The organism is Microvirga sp. BF8 (assembly GCF_059888585.1).
The window spans coordinates 4,614,314-4,633,666 of record NZ_CM187619.1; the positions used below are offsets into that span (position 1 = coordinate 4,614,314).

Genomic DNA, 19,353 nt, shown 5'->3' on the forward strand with positions numbered 1-19,353 from the left:
CATGGCACGCCAAGACGCCAACGAAACGTTCCTGAACACCGCCTTCCTCTATGGGGCGAATGCGCCCTATATCGAGGATCTCTATGCCCGCTACGAGAAGGACCCGTCCTCGGTCGACGCCGAGTGGCGGGCGTTCTTCGGCGCGCTCAAGGACGACAGGCAGGCGGTCGAGAAGAGCGCCAAAGGTGCTTCCTGGAAAAAGCCGAACTGGCCTGTCCCGGCCAACGGCGAGCTGATTTCCGCCCTTGACGGCAACTGGGCCCAGGTCGAGAAGGCGGTTGGAGACAAGATCAAGGCGAAAGCCGAGGCGAAGGGCGGCGAAATCAGTCAGGAGCAGGTGCTCCAGGCGACGCGGGATTCCGTCCGCGCGATCATGCTGATCCGGGCTTATCGGGTGCGCGGCCATCTCCACGCGAAGCTCGATCCGCTCGGCATCAATCCCCGTCCCAACGATCAGGAACTGCATCCCTCCCATTACGGCTTCACGGATGCCGACTGGGACCGCAAGATCTTCCTCGACAACGTGCTCGGGCTCGAATTCGCGACAATCCGTGAAATCGTCACGATCCTGGAGCGGACCTATTGCCAGACGCTCGGCGTGGAGTTCATGCATATCTCCGACCCGGCAGAGAAGGCCTGGCTCCAAGAACGCATCGAGGGTCCGGACAAGGAGATCACCTTCACCCGCGAAGGCAAGCGGGCGATCCTCAACAAGATGGTAGAGGCTGAAGGCTTCGAGAAGTTCCTCGACCTGAAATATACCGGCACAAAGCGCTTCGGCCTCGATGGCAGCGAATCGCTGATCCCGGCGCTGGAGCAGATCATCAAGCGCGGCGGCAATCTCGGCGTGCAGGAGATCGTGCTCGGAATGGCCCATCGCGGCCGCCTGAACGTGCTCACGCAGGTTATGGGCAAGCCGCACCGGGCGCTGTTCCATGAGTTCAAGGGCGGCTCCTTCGCGCCCGACGACGTGGAAGGCTCCGGCGACGTCAAGTACCACCTCGGTGCCTCGTCCGACCGCTCCTTCGACGGTAACAACGTCCATCTCTCGCTCACCGCCAACCCGTCGCATCTCGAGATCGTCGACCCAGTGGTGCTCGGCAAGGTCCGCGCCAAGCAGGACCAGCATGGTTGCTCTCCGGAGAACCGTACCGCTGTCATGCCGCTGCTGATTCATGGCGATGCGGCCTTCGCCGGCCAGGGCGTGGTGGCGGAATGCCTCGGCCTGTCGGGGCTGCGCGGCCACCGCACGGGCGGCTCGATCCATTTCATCATCAACAACCAGATCGGCTTCACCACCGATCCGCGCTTCTCGCGCTCCTCGCCCTATCCCTCGGATGTGGCGAAGATGGTCGAGGCACCGATCTTCCACGTGAATGGCGACGATCCGGAGGCGGTCGTCTTCGCGGCCAAGGTCGCGACCGAGTACCGCCAGAAGTTCCAGAAGCCTGTCGTCGTCGACATGTTCTGCTATCGGCGCTTCGGCCACAACGAGGGCGACGAGCCGTCCTTCACTCAGCCCTTGATGTACCGCACGATCCGGTCGCACCCGTCGATCCTGGAGATCTACTCCAGGAAGCTCGTGGCGGAAGGCGCCGTGACGGAAGCGGAAATCGAGGAAATGAAGAACGCCTGGCGTTCCAAGCTCGAAGCCGAGTTCGACATCGCCCAGAGCTACAAGCCCAACAAGGCAGACTGGCTGGACGGGCGCTGGGCCGGCCTGAAGGCCGTGCGCGAGGATCAGGACGATCCGCGCCGCGGGCAAACCGGCGTCTCCGTCGAGACCCTGAAGCAGATCGCCAGCGCGCTGACCACGGTGCCGCAGGGCTTCCACGTACACCGCACGATCCAGCGCTTCCTCGACAACCGCAAGAAGATGATGGAGACCGGGGAGGGGATCGACTGGGCCATGGCCGAGGCCCTTGCCTTCGGATCGCTCCTGCTGGAGAACCACCGGGTTCGTCTTTCCGGCCAGGATGTCGAGCGTGGCACCTTCTCGCAGCGCCATTCCGTGCTGGTCGACCAGGAGAACGAGGAGCGTTATACGCCCCTCAACCACATCCGCGAGGATCAGGCCCGGTACGAGGTCATCAACTCGATGCTCTCGGAGGAGGCCGTGCTCGGTTTCGAATACGGCTACACCCTCTCCGAGCCCAACGCCCTGACCCTGTGGGAAGCGCAGTTCGGGGACTTCGCCAACGGCGCCCAGGTTGTCTTCGACCAGTTCATCTCCAGTGGGGAGCGCAAGTGGCTGCGCATGTCCGGCCTCGTCTGCCTGCTGCCGCATGGCTATGAGGGCCAGGGTCCGGAGCACTCCTCCGCCCGCCTTGAGCGCTGGCTGCAGATGTGTGCCGAGGACAACATGCAGGTTGCATATTGCTCGACGCCGTCGAACTACTTCCACATCCTGCGCCGTCAGCTGAAGCGCGAATTCCGCAAGCCGCTGATCCTGATGACTCCGAAGTCGCTGCTGCGCCACAAGCGAGCCGTGTCTTCGCTCGCCGCGATCTCGGAAGGCACCTCCTTCCACCGCGTTCTCGCTGATGACGCCCAGCGTGCCGCGGATGGAATCAAGCTCGTCAAGGACGACAAGATCCGGCGCGTGGTGATCTGCACGGGCAAGGTCTATTACGACCTGTTCGAGGAGCGCGAGAAGCGGGGCATCGACGATGTCTACCTGATGCGCGTCGAGCAGCTCTATCCGTTCCCGGCGAAATCGCTGGCGGCCGAACTCGCCCGATTCAAGAAGGCCGATGTGGTGTGGTGCCAGGAAGAGCCCAAGAACATGGGTTCCTGGACCTTCGTCGAGCCCTATCTCGAATGGGTGCTCAAGACCGCAGGCTCGAAGGTGGATCGTCCCCGTTACGTGGGTCGTTCCGCTTCGGCAGCAACCGCGACCGGCCTGATGTCCAAGCATCTGGCGCAATTGCAGGCCTTCCTCGACGAGGCTTTCGCGGCTTAAATGTCGTGAGAGACCTCAGACCCTTTCCAACGGGCCTTCCGGCCCTGAACCGATAAGACGATCATGGCGACCGAAATCCGCGTACCCACCCTCGGCGAATCCGTTTCAGAGGCCACCATTGGCCGCTGGTTCAAGAAGCCCGGCGATCCCGTGAAAGCCGACGAGCCCGTCGTCGAGCTTGAAACCGACAAGGTGACTCTCGAGGTCAATGCCCCTGCCAGCGGTACCTTGGGAGACATCCTGGCCAAGGACGGCGAGACGGTCGCTCCCGGCGCCGTGCTCGGCTCCATTGTCGAGGGAGGGGCTGCCGCCACCTCCGCTCCCGCGGCAAAGGCAGAGGCCCCCAAGGCCGAGGCTCCCAAGGCTGCTCCCGCGGCAGCCCCTGCCGCGCCGGCTGCCGCCGCGAAGGAAGCCGGTCCGGCTGTCGCCCGTATCGCCGCTGAAAGCGGCGTGAACCCGGCCAATGTGCCGGGCACTGGCAAGGATGGCCGCGTGACCAAGGGTGACATGCTGGCCGCCATCGCCACCGGCGGTGCCGCAGCGGCTCCCGCTCCGGCAGCGCCGGTCCAGGTCCGCGCTCCTTCCGCGCCCGACGATGCCTCCCGCGAGGAGCGCGTGAAGATGACGAAGCTGCGCCAGACCATCGCGCGGCGCCTCAAGGACGCGCAGAACACCGCCGCCATGCTCACCACGTTCAACGATGTGGACATGAGCGCGGTGATGTCGCTGCGCAGCCAGTACAAGGATGTGTTCGAGAAGAAGCACGGCGTGAAGCTCGGCTTCATGGGCTTCTTCACCAAGGCGGTGATCCAGGCCCTCAAGGATGTCCCGGCGGTCAATGCCGAGATCGATGGGCAGGACCTCGTCTACAAGAACTATTACCACATCGGCATTGCCGTGGGCACCGAGAAGGGCCTCGTCGTCCCGGTGGTGCGCGACGCGGACGATCTTTCAGTCGCCGGCATCGAGAAGAAGATCGCCGATTTCGGACGCCGCGCCCGCGACGGCAAGCTCACCATCGACGAGATGCAGGGGGGCACGTTCACCATCACCAATGGCGGCATCTACGGCTCCCTCCTGTCGACGCCGATCCTCAACGCGCCGCAATCGGGCATTCTCGGCATGCACCGCATCGAGGAGCGTCCTGTCGTCAGGAATGGTCAGATTGTGGCGCGTCCGATGATGTATCTCGCGCTCTCCTACGATCACCGGATCGTCGACGGCAAGGAGGCCGTGACCTTCCTGGTGCGGGTCAAGGAAGCCCTTGAGGACCCGGCGCGCCTCGTTCTGGATCTCTGAACGAGACCAGCCCGTCAGCGTCATGGCCGGGGACCCCCCGGCCATCCAAGCCTTCAGGCCAAGCGCAGACCGTGACTGCCCGGACCGAGTGGCGGCAGGACGGCAAGTGGAGACAAGACATGTCCTACGATCTCGTTGTCATCGGAACCGGACCGGGCGGCTATGTATGCGCCATCCGAGCCGCGCAGCTCGGCCTCAAGACGGCAGTCGTCGAGAAGCGCAAGACCCATGGCGGCACCTGTCTCAATGTGGGGTGCATCCCCTCCAAGGCCCTCCTGCACGCCTCGCACATGTTCGAGGACGCGCGGGATCACTTCGCTCATTTTGGAATCGGCATCAATCCGCCCAGCCTTGACCTCAAGCAGATGCAGGTCTTCAAGCAGGAGGGCGTCGACGGCAATACCAAGGGCGTCGAGTTCCTGCTCAAGAAGAACAAGATCGAGGCTTTCCAGGGCACCGCGCGCATCGCCGCTGCGGGTCAGGTGGAAGTGACCGGCGAGGACGGTTCAAACCAGATCCTCGAGACCAAGAACATCGTCATCGCCACGGGCTCCGATGTCACGCGCCTGCCGGGCATCGAGATCGACGAGAAGACGATCGTGTCCTCCACCGGCGCGCTCGAACTCGCGAGCGTGCCGAAGCGCCTGGTGGTCATCGGCGCCGGCGTCATCGGCCTCGAGCTCGGCTCCGTCTGGCGCCGCCTCGGCTCCGAGGTGACGGTGGTGGAATATCTCGACCGCATTCTGCCCGGGATGGACGGCGAGGTGGCCAAGAATTTCCAGCGTATCCTCTCCAAGCAGGGCTTCCAGTTCAAGCTCGGCGCCAAGGTGACGAAGGCCGAGAAGGGCGCGAAGGGCGTGACCCTGACCTTCGAGCCTGCCGCCGGTGGCAACGCGGAGACGATCGAGGCCGATGTGGTCCTCGTCGCCATCGGCCGCGTGCCGTACACGCAGGGCCTCGGCCTTGACGAGATCGGCATCCAGAAGGACAAGCGCGGACGCATTCTCACCGATGCCCATTTCTCGACCAACGTCACCGGCATCTATGCCATCGGCGACGTGATCGCTGGTCCCATGCTGGCTCACAAGGCCGAGGACGAAGGCGTGGCCGTCGCCGAGATCCTGGCCGGCAAGGCCGGCCATGTGAACTATGACGTGATTCCGAGCGTGGTCTACACCTTCCCGGAGGTTGCTTCCGTCGGCAAGACGGAGGAGGAGCTCAAGGAGGCGGGCGTCGCTTACAACGTCGGCAAGTTCCCGTTCACCGCGAACGGGCGCGCCAAGGTGAATCGCACCACCGACGGCCTTGTGAAGATCCTCGCCGATGCCACCACCGACAAGGTGCTCGGTGTCCACATCATCGGCGCCGAAGCCGGCAACCTGATCCACGAGGCGGTGATCGCCATGGAGTTCGGCGGATCGTCGGAGGACATCGCCCGCTCGTGCCACGCCCATCCGACGCTGGCGGAGGCCGTCAAGGAAGCGGCGATGGCGGTGGAGAAGCGCGCAATCCACATGTGATCGGCCGATGGCGAAGCTTCATTTCCTCTATTCGGTAATGAATGCAGGCAAGACGACGCATCTCCTGCAGGTTCGGCACAACTACCTCGAGAATGGCGGCAATGTGCTGCTGTTCACGAGCCTGATCGATGACCGGTTCGGGATTGGCAAGGTCAGATCCCGCATTGGCATTGAGGCCGATGCGATCCCCTTGAAGAAGTGTGACGCCATCGATGCCATCGTCGCGGAAGAGCACGCCCGGAGGCCGGTGACGGCGGTCCTGATCGACGAAGTGCAATTCATGACGGCGGACCAGGTGCGCCAGCTCGCCCGGATTGTCGACGAACTGCAGGTGCCGGTCATGGCCTATGGGCTGAAGAACAACGTCTATGGTTCGCTCTTCAGCGAGGCGATCGCCGTGATGATGGCGCTCGCCGACGATTTCCAGGAAATCAAGCAGCTCTGCCATTGCGGCCGCAAGGCAACGATGATCCTCAAGTATGATCGCAATGGCGATGCCGTGCGCTCGGGCGAGGTGATCGAGATCGGCGGGGAGGGGCGTTACGTTTCGGTCTGCCGGCCGCATTGGACCAGGGGCGAGATCGGCGCTGCCGCACGGCAACTGCTGGCCGCGGCCGCAGCGGCGGAGTGATCGTCCCTCGTCATCCCGGACCTCCGCTTTCGTCCCGCCCGGAGGAATGTTTCATCCGGCGTCCTGCTTCACCCTTGCCCGCGGATGCGCCGCGTTGAAGGCATCCATCAGACGTGCCGCATCGACCTTCGTGTAGAGCTGCGTGGTCGAGAGCGAGGCGTGGCCGAGGAGTTCCTGGATCCCGCGCAGATCGCCGCCCCGTGCCAGGAGATGCGTCGCAAAGGAATGGCGCAGGGCATGGGGCGTCGCGCTGTCAGGCAGGCCGAGGGCGCCTCGCAATTCTTCCACGGCCAACTGAATGATGCGCGGCGATAGCGGCCCTCCGCGCGCGCCAACGAAGAGAGGCCCTTCCGGCGCCATCACATACGGGCAGAGGCGAAGGTACTCCTCCACGGCCTGCTGGATGGCCGGGATCACAGGGACGCTGCGCATCTTGCCGCCCTTGCCGGTGACCGTGATCGAGTCGATGCCATGGATCGGCGCATCGCGGCGCTGGAGGCCAAGGGCCTCCGAAATGCGCAGGCCCGCCCCATAGAGAAGGGACAGCACCGCTGCATCCCGCGCAAGGATCCACGGCTTGCGGTTCTCACCCGCCCGCGTTTCGGCATCGGTTACCGCAACGGCAGACGAGGCCGAGAGGGGGCGAGGCAGGTTCTTGTCGACCTTCGGCGTGCGAATCGCTGCGAAGGCCGAGGCCGTGCCGTGCCCCTCCCGCTCCAGATGGCGCGCGAAGGAGCGCAAAGCAGCCAGTTGCCGCATGAGCGAGCGGCTTTGCACGGCTTCCATGCGCCGGGAGGCCAGGAAGGACCGGATATCGAGCGGCTTCAGCCCGAGGATGGCCTTAACGCTCGGCGCCTCGCCGAGGTGCCCGGTGAGAAAGGTCAGGAATTGCCTCAAATCGCGGGCATAGGCTTCGACCGTCTTCGGGGACAGGCGGCGCTCCTTCGCGAGGGAGGCGAGCCAAGCCATTGCCTCCTGCCGCGTGTCGGCGGCGCCTGGCAGGACGAGATCGAGCGCCATCTTGGAATCGCTGCTTGACATGGTCCAGCTTTGTGCAAGGGCAGACAAAGTAGCATGGACAGGTTAATCCGATCCGAATGACGAGCCACATCGCCGATGTTCTCATCCCGTTAGCGCTGGACACGGCCTACAGCTATGCGGTGCCCGAGGGGCTGGCCCTGCAGGAGGGCGACGTGGTGCAGGTTCCGCTGGCCACCCGCGAGGTGGCGGGCGTGGTCTGGAGCCTGCGGCAGGGATCGGGGGCCAATTTCAAAGCCGTGACGGGCCGGATCGACGCGCCGGCGCTTCCCCCGAAGATGCGCAAATTTCTGGATTGGGTCGCCTGGTACACTCTGGCTCCCAAAGGTTCCGCGCTGGCCATGGGCCTCAAGCTCGTGGATGGCGAGCGGCCCGAGGCAGTAAGGATCGGTGTCCGGCTCGCAGGCAGCCTGCCGAAGCGCATGACCCCGGCGCGCCAGCGCGTCGTGGATGCCGCCAAGGACGGACTCGTGCGCTTGAAACGGGATTTGGCGCAGGAGGCCGGCATCAGCATCGGGGTCATCGACGGGCTTATTGACGAGGGCACGCTCGAGACGGTGGCCCTGCTGGCGGAACCTGCGGCGGAGAGCCCGAACCCGGAATTCAGCCACAACAACCTGTCCGCCGATCAGCGAAGCGCAGCCGACACACTGGTCGCCATGCTGGCCGAGGAGCATGCTGCCGTTACTCTTCTCGAGGGCGTCACCGGCTCCGGCAAGACCGAAGTTTATTTCGAGGCCGTCGCGGAAGCGATCCGGCAGGGCAGGCAGGCCCTGATCCTCATGCCGGAAATTGCCCTGACAGCCCAGTTCCTCGACCGATTCGCGGCTCGCTTCGGGGTGAAGCCCGCAACCTGGCATTCTGGCGTCTCGGGCCGCAAGCGTGAGCGTCTCTACGCGGGGGTCGCGTCCGGCGAGGTGAAGGTGGTCGCCGGCGCCCGCTCGGCCCTTTTTCTCCCTTATGCAAAGCTCGGGCTCATCGTGATCGATGAGGAGCACGAGACGGCCTACAAGCAGGAGGACGGCGTCCACTACCATGCCCGCGACATGGCCGTAGTGCGCGGGCGGATCGAGAATGCCGCCGTCATCCTGGCCTCCGCAACCCCCTCCATCGAGAGCCGGGTGAACGTGGAGCGCGGGCGCTACCGCCATGTTCGTCTTCCCGAGCGGTTCGGCGGACGGCAATTGCCTCAGATCCGCGCTGTCGACCTCCGGCGGGAACAGATTCCCCGCGGGCGATGGCTCTCGCCCGCCCTCATGGCTGCCATGGAGGAGAACCTGGGGCGGGGCGAGCAGGTTCTGCTCTTTCTCAACCGCCGCGGATATGCGCCACTGACCCTCTGCCGCGCCTGTGCCCACCGCTACGAGTGCCCTAACTGTTCCGCCTGGCTCGTCGAGCATCGCTTCCGCAGGTCCCTCGTGTGCCACCATTGCGGCCATGTGGAGCGGACGCCGCAGGCCTGCATCTCGTGCGGCAGCGTCGATTCGCTGGTTTCCTGCGGCCCTGGCGTGGAACGGATCGCCGAGGAGGTAGCGGAACTGTTCCCCGACAAGCGCGGCATCGTGCTCTCCAGCGACTTTCCGGGCGGCACCGAGCGCCTGCGCCGGGAACTCGCTGCCATCGCGGAGGGCGAGTTCGATATCGTCATCGGCACTCAACTCGTGGCGAAGGGGCATAATTTCCCGCTCATGACCCTCGTCGGCGTTCTCGATGCCGATATCGGCCTGACCTCCGGCGATCCGAGGGCGGCCGAGCGTACTTTCCAGCTCCTTCAGCAGGTTACGGGTCGCGCCGGCCGCGGCGAAAAGCCCGGTCGGGCGCTTGTCCAGACCTGGCAGCCGGACCATCCGGTCATTGCGGCCCTGGTCTCGGGCGACGCGGAGCGTTTCTACCGCGAGGAGACACGGGTGCGCGAACTGGCTGGCCTGCCACCGTTCGGGCGCCTTGCCTCCCTGATCGTGTCCGCAACCGAGCGGGAGGCGGCGGAAGCCCATGCCCGCGCCATGGCCAAGCTGGCAGAGCCGCCTGTCGGCGTCACGGTCCTGGGCCCGGCCGAGGCACCGCTGGCCCTCATCCGCGGGCGCTACCGCTACCGTCTCCTCGTCAAGACGGAGCGGGACGTCGATCTCCAGCGCTACCTGCGCGACTGGATGGGGCGCTGCCCGAAGACGCGGGGCAACACCCGCGTCGCCATCGACGTGGACCCACAGAGCTTTTTGTGATCAATCGCCTCTATTCTCGAGGAAGTCATGCCGAAGATCGTCCACTGCATCCGCCACGGCCAATCCACGTTCAACGCCCATTTCGCCGAAACCGGGTGCGACCCTCTGTATCCGGATGCGCCTTTGACCGCCCTCGGTCAGCGCCAGGCCGCAGAGCGGGCGGCCGAGCTGAGGCGCCATCCTTATGAGCTCGTCGTCACGTCTCCCCTGACCCGCGCCATTCAGACCACGCTCGGGATTTTCGGGGAGCATCCCGCAGCACCCCCGATCCTCGTGGAGCATCTGCACCGGGAATATCTGGAAAGCAGTTGCGACGTCGGCCGGGCGCCGGCCCTGCTGGCCCAGGATTTTCCGCATCTCTCCTTCGAGCATCTCGAGGAGGTCTGGTGGCACAACGAGGGCGACCCGGACGAGCGCGGCATCGTCTGCGAACCTCCCGCTATCCTGACCGGGCGGGTCCGGGAGTTCCGCAGCTGGCTTTCCGCGCGACCGGAGCAATTCATCGCCGTGATCGGCCACGGGACGTTCTTTTATCACCTGACGGGACGGCAACTGCAGAACTGCGAGGTTGCGACCCTCGAGCTCTAGCCGATCCGAGCCCTCGTTCCTTCGGAGCGGAACTCAGCCCGGTCTTGCTCCGCCTCGCCTTGCGCCTGCGAAAAACCCATGCTAGTGCACCCCAGCCTGACGGGCGGAGCGACTTCCCCGCTGGCTCATTTCCACCGATCTGACGGGTTTCCCGAGAGAGCGTGCTCAACGGCTCCGCCGGTCCGAAACCCTTAAGACTTGAGAGAGACGATTGAAGTGGCGCAAAGCGGTTCGCAAGAAGGACCCCTCCTGTCGGGTGTAGCGATGCGCTACGCCTCGGCGCTGTTCGAGCTCGCTCAGGAAGCGAATGCCGTGGATGCCGTCGCCGGCGACCTCGACCGCTTCGGACAGCTGATCCAAGAGAGCGCCGATCTTCAGCGCCTGATCCGCAACCCGGTCTTCACGGCCGAAGAGCAGGCGGGTGCGATCAGTGCCATCCTCGACCGGGCGGGCGTTTCCGGCCTTGCCGGCAATTTTATCCGTCTCGTGGCTTCCAAGCGTCGCCTTTTCGCGCTGCCCGACATGATCCGTGCCTATGGCGATCTCGTCGCCGACGCAAAGGGCATCGTCCGGGCCCAGGTCACCCTGGCCGAAAAGCCGTCCGACACGATGATGAACGATATCAAGGCGGCGCTGCGCGACGTCGCCAAGGCTGACGTCGCCCTCGACGTCAAAATCGACCCGAGCCTCATCGGCGGTCTGATCGTGAAGATCGGTTCCCGCATGGTGGATGCCTCGGTGCGCACCAAACTCAATTCCATTCGTCTAGCGATGAAAGAGGTCCGCTGATGGACATTCGAGCCGCTGAGATCTCCGCGATCCTCAAAGAGCAGATCAAGAACTTCGGCACCGAGGCAGAAGTCACAGAAGTCGGACAGGTCCTGTCCGTCGGTGACGGTATTGCCCGCTGCTATGGCCTCGACAAGGTCCAGGCCGGCGAGATGGTCGAGTTCGAGAGTGGCGTGCGCGGCATGGCCCTCAACCTCGAATCCGACAATGTCGGCGTCGTGATCTTCGGCTCCGACCGTGAGATCGCCGAGGGCCAGACCGTGAAGCGCACCGGCGCCATCGTGGACGTGCCGGTCGGCAAGGGGCTGCTCGGCCGAGTCGTCGACGCTCTCGGCAACCCGATCGACGGCAAGGGCCCGATCCAGTCGACCGAGCGCCGCCGTGTGGACGTGAAGGCGCCTGGCATCATTCCGCGCAAGTCGGTGCACGAGCCCATGGCCACGGGCCTCAAGGCGATCGACGCCCTGATCCCGGTCGGCCGCGGCCAGCGCGAACTCATCATCGGCGATCGTCAGACCGGCAAGACCGCCATCGCCCTCGATACGATCCTGAACCAGAAGCCCCTCAACCAGGGCAACGACGAGTCGCAGAAGCTCTACTGCGTCTATGTCGCCATCGGCCAGAAGCGCTCGACCGTCGCTCAGTTTGTGAAGGTGCTGGAAGAGAACGGCGCTCTCGAATACTCGATCATCGTCGCCGCCACCGCTTCCGACCCGGCCCCGATGCAGTACCTGGCCCCCTTCACCGGGTGCGCCATGGGCGAGTTCTTCCGCGATAACGGCATGCATGCCGTGATCACCTATGACGACCTGTCCAAGCAGGCCGTCGCCTATCGCCAGATGTCGCTCCTGCTGCGCCGCCCGCCGGGCCGCGAGGCGTATCCGGGCGACGTGTTCTACCTGCATTCGCGTCTCCTGGAGCGCGCCGCGAAGCTCAACGATTCGCACGGCGCAGGCTCCCTGACCGCTCTGCCGGTCATCGAAACCCAGGCGAACGACGTGTCGGCCTATATTCCGACCAACGTGATCTCGATCACCGACGGCCAGATCTTCCTTGAGACGGACCTGTTCTACCAGGGCATTCGCCCGGCGGTGAACGTCGGTCTTTCCGTGTCCCGCGTCGGGTCCTCTGCCCAGACGAAGGCGATGAAGAAGGTCGCCGGCAAGATCAAGGGCGAGCTTGCGCAGTACCGCGAAATGGCGGCCTTCGCTCAGTTCGGCTCCGATCTCGACGCCACGACGCAGCGTCTGCTGAACCGTGGTTCCCGTCTCACCGAACTTCTGAAGCAGCCACAGTTCTCGCCGCTGAAGATGGAAGAGCAGGTGTCGGTGATCTACGCCGGCGTGAACGGTTACCTGGATGCGCTGCCGCTGAACCGCGTCCGCGCTTTCGAGGACGGTCTGCTCGGCACGCTGCGCAGCAAGCATGCCGACATTCTGGAGGCGATCCGGTCCAGCAAGGATCTGTCGAGCGACACCGAAGCGAAGCTCAAGGACGTCGTCCAGTCCTTTGCCAAGTCGTTCTCGTAAGAGTTCGTGTTCGTAAGGTTCAACCGGATCTCCGGAGAGGATAGGGCCGCTCGATGCCGAGCTTGAAAGACCTTCGTAACCGCATCGCCTCGGTGAAGGCGACGCAGAAGATCACCAAGGCCATGCAGATGGTGGCCGCCGCGAAGCTGCGCCGCGCGCAGAGCGCGGCGGAAGCCGCGCGTCCTTATGCGGAGCGCATGGCCGTGGTTCTCGGCAACATTGCGTCCGGCGTCACCGTCGGGCCCGAGACGCCGCGTCTCCTGGCCGGAACCGGCTCCGACCAGGTTCACCTGCTGATCGTCTGCACCGCCGAGCGCGGCCTTTGCGGCGCCTTCAACTCTTCCATCGCCCGTCTGGCACGCGATCATGCCAACCGGCTGATGGCCGAGGGGAAGACAGTCAAGATCATCTGCGTCGGCAAGAAGGGCTACGATATTCTCCGCCGCCAGTTCGGCGAGCAGATCATCGAGGTCATCGACCTGCGCTCCGTGCGTCAGCTCGGATTCGAGCAGGGAGAGCAGATCGCGCAGAAGGTTCTCGGCCTCTTCGAGCGGGGCGAGTTCGACGTTGCGACCCTGTTCTACTCGCAGTTCCGTTCTGTGATCTCGCAGATCCCGACGGCACAGCAGATCGTTCCGGCTCAGATCGAAGCAGGAGCAACTGCCGTGGATGCCGTCTACGATTATGAGCCCGACGAGGGCGAGATCCTGACGACGCTTCTGCCGCGGAACCTCACCGTCCAGATCTTTCGCGCGCTTCTGGAAAATGCCGCCTCCGAGCAGGGCGCTCGCATGAGCGCCATGGACAATGCGACGCGGAACGCGGGCGAGATGATCAAGAAGCAGACGATGACCTACAACCGGTCGCGTCAGGCAATGATCACCAAGGAACTGATCGAAATCATTTCGGGCGCCGAGGCGCTCTGACGACATCCGAGAGGAGCCAACCATGGCCAATACCGCCAACACCGCCGGCAAGCAGACCGGCCAGATCACGCAGGTCATCGGCGCCGTCGTCGACGTGCAGTTCGATGGCCACCTGCCGGAGATCCTGAACGCCCTCGAGACCGACAACCAGGGCAACCGCCTCGTCCTCGAAGTGGCGCAGCAACTCGGCGAGAACACCGTTCGCTGTATCGCCATGGACACGTCGGAAGGCCTTGTCCGCGGCCAGCCGGTCACGGACACGGGTGCCCCGATCTCGGTCCCGGTCGGCCCTGCCACGCTCGGTCGCATCATGAACGTGATCGGCGAGCCGGTGGATGAGGCGGGCCCCATCGTCGGCGAAGCCAAGCGCGCCATCCACCAGCCGGCTCCGTCCTATGCCGAGCAGGCGACGGAAGCGCAGATCCTGGTCACCGGCATCAAGGTCGTCGACCTCCTCGCCCCCTACGCCAAGGGCGGCAAGATCGGCCTCTTCGGCGGCGCCGGCGTCGGCAAGACCGTGCTGATCATGGAACTCATCAACAACGTCGCGAAGGCGCACGGCGGTTACTCCGTGTTCGCCGGTGTCGGCGAACGCACCCGCGAGGGCAACGATCTCTATCACGAGATGATCGAGTCGAAGGTGAACGTGGACCCGCATGAGGCCGGGTCGGCCGCTGGATCCAAGTGCGCCCTCGTATATGGCCAGATGAACGAGCCCCCGGGCGCCCGCGCCCGCGTCGCGCTCACCGGCCTGACCGTCGCCGAGAACTTCCGCGACCAGGGCCAGGACGTGCTGTTCTTCGTGGACAACATCTTCCGCTTCACGCAGGCAGGTTCCGAAGTGTCGGCGCTTCTCGGCCGTATTCCTTCCGCGGTGGGTTACCAGCCGACGCTCGCCACCGACATGGGCGCCCTGCAGGAGCGTATCACCACGACCACCAAGGGCTCGATCACCTCGGTGCAGGCCATCTACGTGCCCGCCGACGACCTGACCGACCCGGCTCCGGCTACGTCCTTCGCGCACCTCGACGCAACGACCGTGCTGTCGCGCTCGATCGCCGAGAAGGGCATCTACCCGGCGGTCGATCCGCTCGACTCGACCTCGCGCATGCTGTCAGCCGCCGTCGTCGGCGAAGAGCACTACAATGTCGCCCGTCAGGTCCAGCAGGTCCTGCAGCGTTACAAGTCGCTCCAGGACATCATCGCGATCCTGGGCATGGACGAGCTCTCGGAAGAGGACAAGCTGACGGTGGCCCGCGCCCGCAAGATCGAGCGCTTCCTGTCGCAGCCCTTCCACGTGGCGGAAGTGTTCACCGGTTCGCCCGGCAAGCTCGTGGCGCTCGAAGACACCATCAAGGGCTTCAAGGGCCTCGTTGAAGGCGCCTACGATCACCTCCCCGAGGCGGCCTTCTATATGGTCGGTACCATCGAGGAGGCCATCGAAAAGGCCCAGCGCCTCGCTGCCGAAGCGGCCTGATCCACCTTTCCAGCGCTATCCCGGGCCGATCGCTCGGCCCGGGATAGCGTCTTTTCAACACCAGAACGATCCCGGATATCCGCCTTGCTGCGGCCGGACGACGAGGGGCTGACATGGCGACCTTCACCTTCGAACTCGTCTCTCCCGAGCGTGTGCTGTTCTCCGGCGCCGTCGATGCGGTCGTCCTGCCCGCGACAGAAGGCGATATGACCGTTCTCGCCGGTCACGCGCCGATGATGACGGCTCTCAAGACGGGGTTCCTCGTCATCACGAGCAATCCCGGCAATGGGCGGCGGGTCCTGATTCGCGGCGGTTTCGCAGACGTCAACCAGAGCGGCCTTACGGTGCTGGCCGAACGGGCTCTCCCCGAGGAAGAGCTGACCCAGGAAATTCTCGATCACGAGATCCTCACGGCCGAGATGCACTATGACGCCACGACCGACCTTGCGGCAAAGCACGCCGCCGAGGCGGCTGTCGCTCAGTTGCGGGAAGCCAAGGCGGCCCTGAATTTCTAACGATGAAAAACCCGGCCAAGGCCGGGTTTTTTATTAGGGCCGCGAACAGCAGTGCCCCGATTTGGCGGCATGTCATGGACAGTGCCCCTTAGCCGTCAGCCACGAAGCGCCATGAATTCTCGTACCGAAGGGCTTGCTCGCCATTGCGATGCATGCCCTCCGCAGAGGCACATCAGCGTACCTTACTCGCCCATCGCGATCAGGTTGGCGTTTCCGCCCGCGGCCGCCGTGTTGATGGTTACCGTCTGCTCGGTAGCGAATCGCAGGAGGTAGTGCGGACCGCCGGCCTTCGGGCCCGTGCCCGAGAGGCCATGACCACCGAACGGCTGGACACCGACCACGGCGCCGATCATATTGCGGTTCACATAGACATTGCCGACGGAAAGACGGTCGACAACACGGTTCATGGTGGCATCGATCCGGGAATGGATGCCGAGAGTCAAACCATAGCCGGTCGCGTCGATGGCTTGCAGCGTCTCCTCGAGCTTGCCGGCCCTGTAGCGTACCACGTGCAGGATGGGCCCGAACACCTCCTCTGCCAAAGCCTCCGGCCGGTCGAGCTCGAGAATGTGGGGAGCGACATAGGTGCCCGTCGGCGGTGCCTCGCCCGCATAGCGGACCTTGGCGGACGCGGTCATCGCACGCACATGCGCATCGAGGCGCTCCTTTGCCTCGCGATCGATCACAGGACCAATGTGGGTAGAGACGTCACGCGGATCCCCTAGCTTCAGTTCCCGCGCGCTGCCGGCGATCATCTCGACCATCTTGTCACCCACGTCGTCCTGCACGAACAGGAGACGCAGAGCCGAGCAGCGCTGCCCCGCGGATCGGAACGCAGACATGACGACATCGTCTGCCACCTGTTCCGGCAAGGCGGTGGCGTCCACGATCATGGCATTGATGCCGCCAGTTTCGGCGATGAGCGGCACGATAGCGCCATCCTTTGCCGCAAGGGCCCGATTGATGAGCCGCGCCACATCCGTCGAGCCTGTGAATACGACACCGGCAACATGACGACTCTCGACAAGTCGTGCACCGACCCGGCCGTCTCCGGGGACGAGATGCAGCGCGGAGGACGGAATACCCGCTTCGTGAAGGATCCTCACGGCAAGAGCGGCGATCAGCGGTGTCTGCTCGGCCGGCTTGGCAACGACGCTGTTGCCCGCCATCAGGGCGGCTGTCACCTGTCCGAGAAAAATGGCAAGGGGAAAGTTCCAGGGCGAAATTGCAACGAAGACCCCGCGCCCGCGCAGCCGCAGGACATTGCTCTCGCCCGTCGGGCCTGGCATCTCCTGCCCGGCTGCGAACAGAGCCTTGCCCTGCGCCGCATAATAGCGGCAGAAATCGACAGCTTCGCGCACCTCCGACAATGCGTCGTCGAGGGTCTTGCCGGCCTCGACCTGCAGAAGATGCAAGAGCGTGCCGCGCCTCGCCTCGAGCAGGTCCGCCGCCCGCACCAGCGCCTGCGCCCGGACATCCGCGCTCGTGCGGCTCCAGGATGGGAATCCGGCCATGGCCGCGGCCATCGCCTTGTCGGTCGTCTCAAGCGATGCCTCGGCCACTTCGCCCGCGACGGAGGTTCCATCAATGGGACTGATCACGGCTCGCTTCTCGCCACCAGCATCCTTCCCATCGATCAATGGCGCCGCAGCAAATGTCTGCTGCCTGCCCTTCGCGATCTCCGCAATCAGTCCTTCGAGGGATGCCCGATGGCCGAATTCCACGCCTCTCGAATTGGCGCGGCCGGGGCCGTAAAGGTCGCGGGGAAGGGGGACTTTAGGGTGACGCGCTCTGTCGGGGGAGACGATGATATCGGCAGGGCGCTTCAGCAGGGCCTGAACGGGAATGCTCTCGTCGGCCGCCACCGAGACGAAGGACGAGTTTGCGCCGTTTTCGAGCAGGCGCCGTACGAGATAGGCGAGAAGATCGCGATGGCCGCCGACGGGCGCATAGGTCCGGCAGGCGAGGCCCGGCTCGTCCTCGAGAAGTCGCGCGTAGAGAGCCTCCCCCATGCCGTGCAGGCGCTGGAACTCATAGCCTTCCGTTCCGCCGGCCCGCTCGATGATCGAGGCGACGGTCAGCGCATTGTGGGTCGCGAACTGAGGATAGATTCGAGGACGCAGATTCAGGAGCTTCTCGGCACAGGCCATGTAGTTCAGGTCTGTCATCGCCTTGCGCGTGAAGACCGGATAATCGTCGAGCCCGCGCTCCTGCGCCCGCTTCACCTCGGTATCCCAATAGGCGCCCTTTACAAGGCGGACCATCATGCGCCGGTCATGGCGCTCCGCCATCGCGGCAATGGCATCGATCACTGCGCCTGCGCGCTTCTGATAGCCCTGGATTGCAAGGCCAAAACCACTCCATTCCGCGAGTGACGGGTCCGCTACGACGGCATCGATGACCTCGAGGGACAATTCGAGCCGATCCGCTTCCTCCGCATCGATGGTGAAATTGAGGTCGTAGGCCTTGGCCTTCTGCGCCAGCTCGATCACCAGAGGCACCAGCTCGCGCATCACCCGCTCGCGGCTCGTCGCCTCATAGCGGGGATGCAGGGCGGAAAGCTTCACCGAGATCCCGGGTCGGTTCGGCAGCGGTTCATTGCCGGCGGACCGGCCGATGGCGTCGATCGCGGCGGCATAGGAGGCAAAGTAGCGCTGCGCATCGTCCGCGGTGCGGGCCCCTTCGCCGAGCATGTCGAAGGAATAGCGATAAAGCCTTCCCTTGCTCGAACCCGCCCGCTTCAGGGCCTCGTCGATCGTCTGGCCCAGCACGAAATGGCTGCCCATCACCCGCATTGCCTGGCGCGTTGCCGTGCGCACGGCGGGAAGGCCGAGACGCTTGGTAAGCTGGCGCAGGATTCCCTCCGGCGTCTCCCCCGGCTGGATGATCCGGGCGGTGATGCCGAGCGCCCAGGCGGAGGCCGAGACCAGAAACGCGTCGGATTTTGCCTCGTGCTCCGCAAAATTGGCTTGCCCGAGCTTGTCCTCGATCAGCCGGTCCGCCGTTGCCGAGTCCGGCACGCGCAGAAGGGCCTCTGCCAGGACCATGAGGGCGAGACCCTCCTTGGTGGACAGGGCATACTCGCGCAGCATCTCCTCGACGCCCCCAAGGCCGCCGCCCTTGGACCGGATGGCCTCGATAAGCCGGGTCGCCCGCCGATCGATCCGCCGTTCGCGATCCGATGAAAGCCGCGCCCCGGCCAGAAGCCGGGTGGCGATGAGCTTGTCGTCTTCCGCGTAGGGTGGGTTGAAAGGCAGGGGGGCAGGCGAGGCTTGGTTCATGGCGTTCTCCTAGAGGACGGCGGATGATAGGAGACAGCAGAGCGCGCTTCGATGGCAATTTATGCCAGTTTGCCTTAGAATTACAGGGGAAAGAGCGAAAATGGCGTGAAAATGGCGGAAATTGACCGTATTGATCGGAAGATCCTGAAGTATCTCCAGAGCGACGGCCGCATCGCGACCGTGGAGCTTGCCGAGAAGATCGGACTTTCACCAACGTCCACCAGCGAACGCATGAAGCGTCTGCAGCGCGAGGGATACATCGCCGGGTTTGGAGCACGGCTGGACCCGCACCGCCTCGGGCTCGAGCTTCTGGTCTTCGTGGAGGTCTCTCTGGACAAGACGACGCCGGACGTCTTCGAGAAATTCGCCGCCGCCGTCCGCCGCGCGCCCGAGGTTCTGGAGTGCCATATGGTGGCCGGAGGCTTCGACTATCTGGTGAAGACCCGAGTCGCCGACATGGCCGCCTATCGTCACTTCCTGGGCGAAATTCTGCTTGCATTGCCGGGGGTCAAGGAGACCCGCACCTACGCGGTGATGGAGGAGGTGAAGAGCGACGGGCTGCTCCCTGTCTAGAAA

The 19,353-nt window shown here is 64.5% G+C and carries 14 protein-coding genes; 12 read left to right on the forward strand and 2 right to left on the reverse strand.

Annotated elements, in window-relative coordinates:
• Position 1 precedes the first annotated feature (1 nt).
• The 4 genes from AC522E_RS21715 (at position 2) to AC522E_RS21730 (ending at position 6,412) form a co-directional block, all read left to right on the forward strand.
• Complete coding sequence (locus AC522E_RS21715) at positions 2-2,962, forward strand: 2-oxoglutarate dehydrogenase E1 component (protein WP_500748298.1); 2,961 nt, start codon at positions 2-4, stop codon at positions 2,960-2,962.
• Positions 2,963-3,025: 63 nt separating this feature from the next.
• A complete protein-coding gene (odhB, locus tag AC522E_RS21720; RefSeq protein WP_500748299.1) occupies positions 3,026-4,261 on the forward strand; it encodes a 2-oxoglutarate dehydrogenase complex dihydrolipoyllysine-residue succinyltransferase in 1,236 nt (411 codons plus the stop codon).
• A 119-nt stretch (positions 4,262-4,380) separates the two neighbouring features.
• Positions 4,381-5,781 (forward strand): dihydrolipoyl dehydrogenase, encoded by a 1,401-nt coding sequence (lpdA, locus tag AC522E_RS21725; RefSeq protein WP_500748300.1) that lies wholly within the window; start codon positions 4,381-4,383, stop codon positions 5,779-5,781.
• Between the two features lie 7 nt (positions 5,782-5,788).
• Positions 5,789-6,412, forward strand: a complete 624-nt coding sequence (locus AC522E_RS21730) for a thymidine kinase (RefSeq protein WP_500748301.1) — start codon at positions 5,789-5,791, stop codon at positions 6,410-6,412.
• A 51-nt stretch (positions 6,413-6,463) separates the two neighbouring features.
• Here AC522E_RS21730 and AC522E_RS21735 read toward each other — a convergent pair whose 3' ends face one another.
• Positions 6,464-7,453 carry a tyrosine recombinase XerC gene (locus tag AC522E_RS21735; RefSeq protein WP_500748302.1) on the reverse strand — a complete coding sequence of 330 codons (990 nt, stop codon included), beginning with the start codon at positions 7,451-7,453 and terminating at the stop codon, positions 6,464-6,466.
• Positions 7,454-7,509: 56 nt separating this feature from the next.
• Here AC522E_RS21735 and AC522E_RS21740 point away from each other — a divergent pair, with 56 nt between their 5' ends.
• The 7 genes from AC522E_RS21740 to AC522E_RS21770 all read left to right on the forward strand — a co-directional run bounded on the left by AC522E_RS21740 (position 7,510) and on the right by AC522E_RS21770 (position 15,496).
• Positions 7,510-9,672 (forward strand): primosomal protein N', encoded by a 2,163-nt coding sequence (locus AC522E_RS21740; protein ID WP_500748303.1) that lies wholly within the window; start codon positions 7,510-7,512, stop codon positions 9,670-9,672.
• 27 nt (positions 9,673-9,699) lie between these two features.
• Entirely contained in the window at positions 9,700-10,260 is a 561-nt protein-coding gene (locus tag AC522E_RS21745) for a histidine phosphatase family protein (protein ID WP_500748304.1), read from the forward strand.
• A gap of 216 nt (positions 10,261-10,476) precedes the next feature.
• Entirely contained in the window at positions 10,477-11,049 is a 573-nt protein-coding gene (locus AC522E_RS21750; protein ID WP_500750802.1) for a F0F1 ATP synthase subunit delta, read from the forward strand.
• On the forward strand, positions 11,049-12,578 hold the full coding sequence (atpA, locus tag AC522E_RS21755) for a F0F1 ATP synthase subunit alpha (protein ID WP_500748305.1): 1,530 nt from the start codon (positions 11,049-11,051) through the stop codon (positions 12,576-12,578). Before AC522E_RS21750 ends, atpA begins: the two co-directional genes overlap by 1 nt.
• Positions 12,579-12,631: 53 nt before the next feature.
• Positions 12,632-13,504, forward strand: a complete 873-nt coding sequence (locus AC522E_RS21760; RefSeq protein WP_500748306.1) for a F0F1 ATP synthase subunit gamma — start codon at positions 12,632-12,634, stop codon at positions 13,502-13,504.
• Positions 13,505-13,526: 22 nt separating this feature from the next.
• Entirely contained in the window at positions 13,527-14,981 is a 1,455-nt protein-coding gene (atpD, locus tag AC522E_RS21765) for a F0F1 ATP synthase subunit beta (RefSeq protein ID WP_500748307.1), read from the forward strand.
• Between the two features lie 113 nt (positions 14,982-15,094).
• Positions 15,095-15,496, forward strand: a complete 402-nt coding sequence (locus AC522E_RS21770; RefSeq protein ID WP_500748308.1) for a F0F1 ATP synthase subunit epsilon — start codon at positions 15,095-15,097, stop codon at positions 15,494-15,496.
• A 182-nt stretch (positions 15,497-15,678) separates the two neighbouring features.
• On the opposite strand, the gene putA is transcribed toward AC522E_RS21770, so the two are convergent.
• Entirely contained in the window at positions 15,679-18,777 is a 3,099-nt protein-coding gene (putA, locus tag AC522E_RS21775; RefSeq protein WP_500748309.1) for a bifunctional proline dehydrogenase/L-glutamate gamma-semialdehyde dehydrogenase PutA, read from the reverse strand.
• A 111-nt stretch (positions 18,778-18,888) separates the two neighbouring features.
• Here putA and AC522E_RS21780 point away from each other — a divergent pair, with 111 nt between their 5' ends.
• Positions 18,889-19,350, forward strand: a complete 462-nt coding sequence (locus AC522E_RS21780) for an Lrp/AsnC ligand binding domain-containing protein (protein ID WP_500748310.1) — start codon at positions 18,889-18,891, stop codon at positions 19,348-19,350.
• The last annotated feature ends 3 nt before the right edge of the window (positions 19,351-19,353 follow it).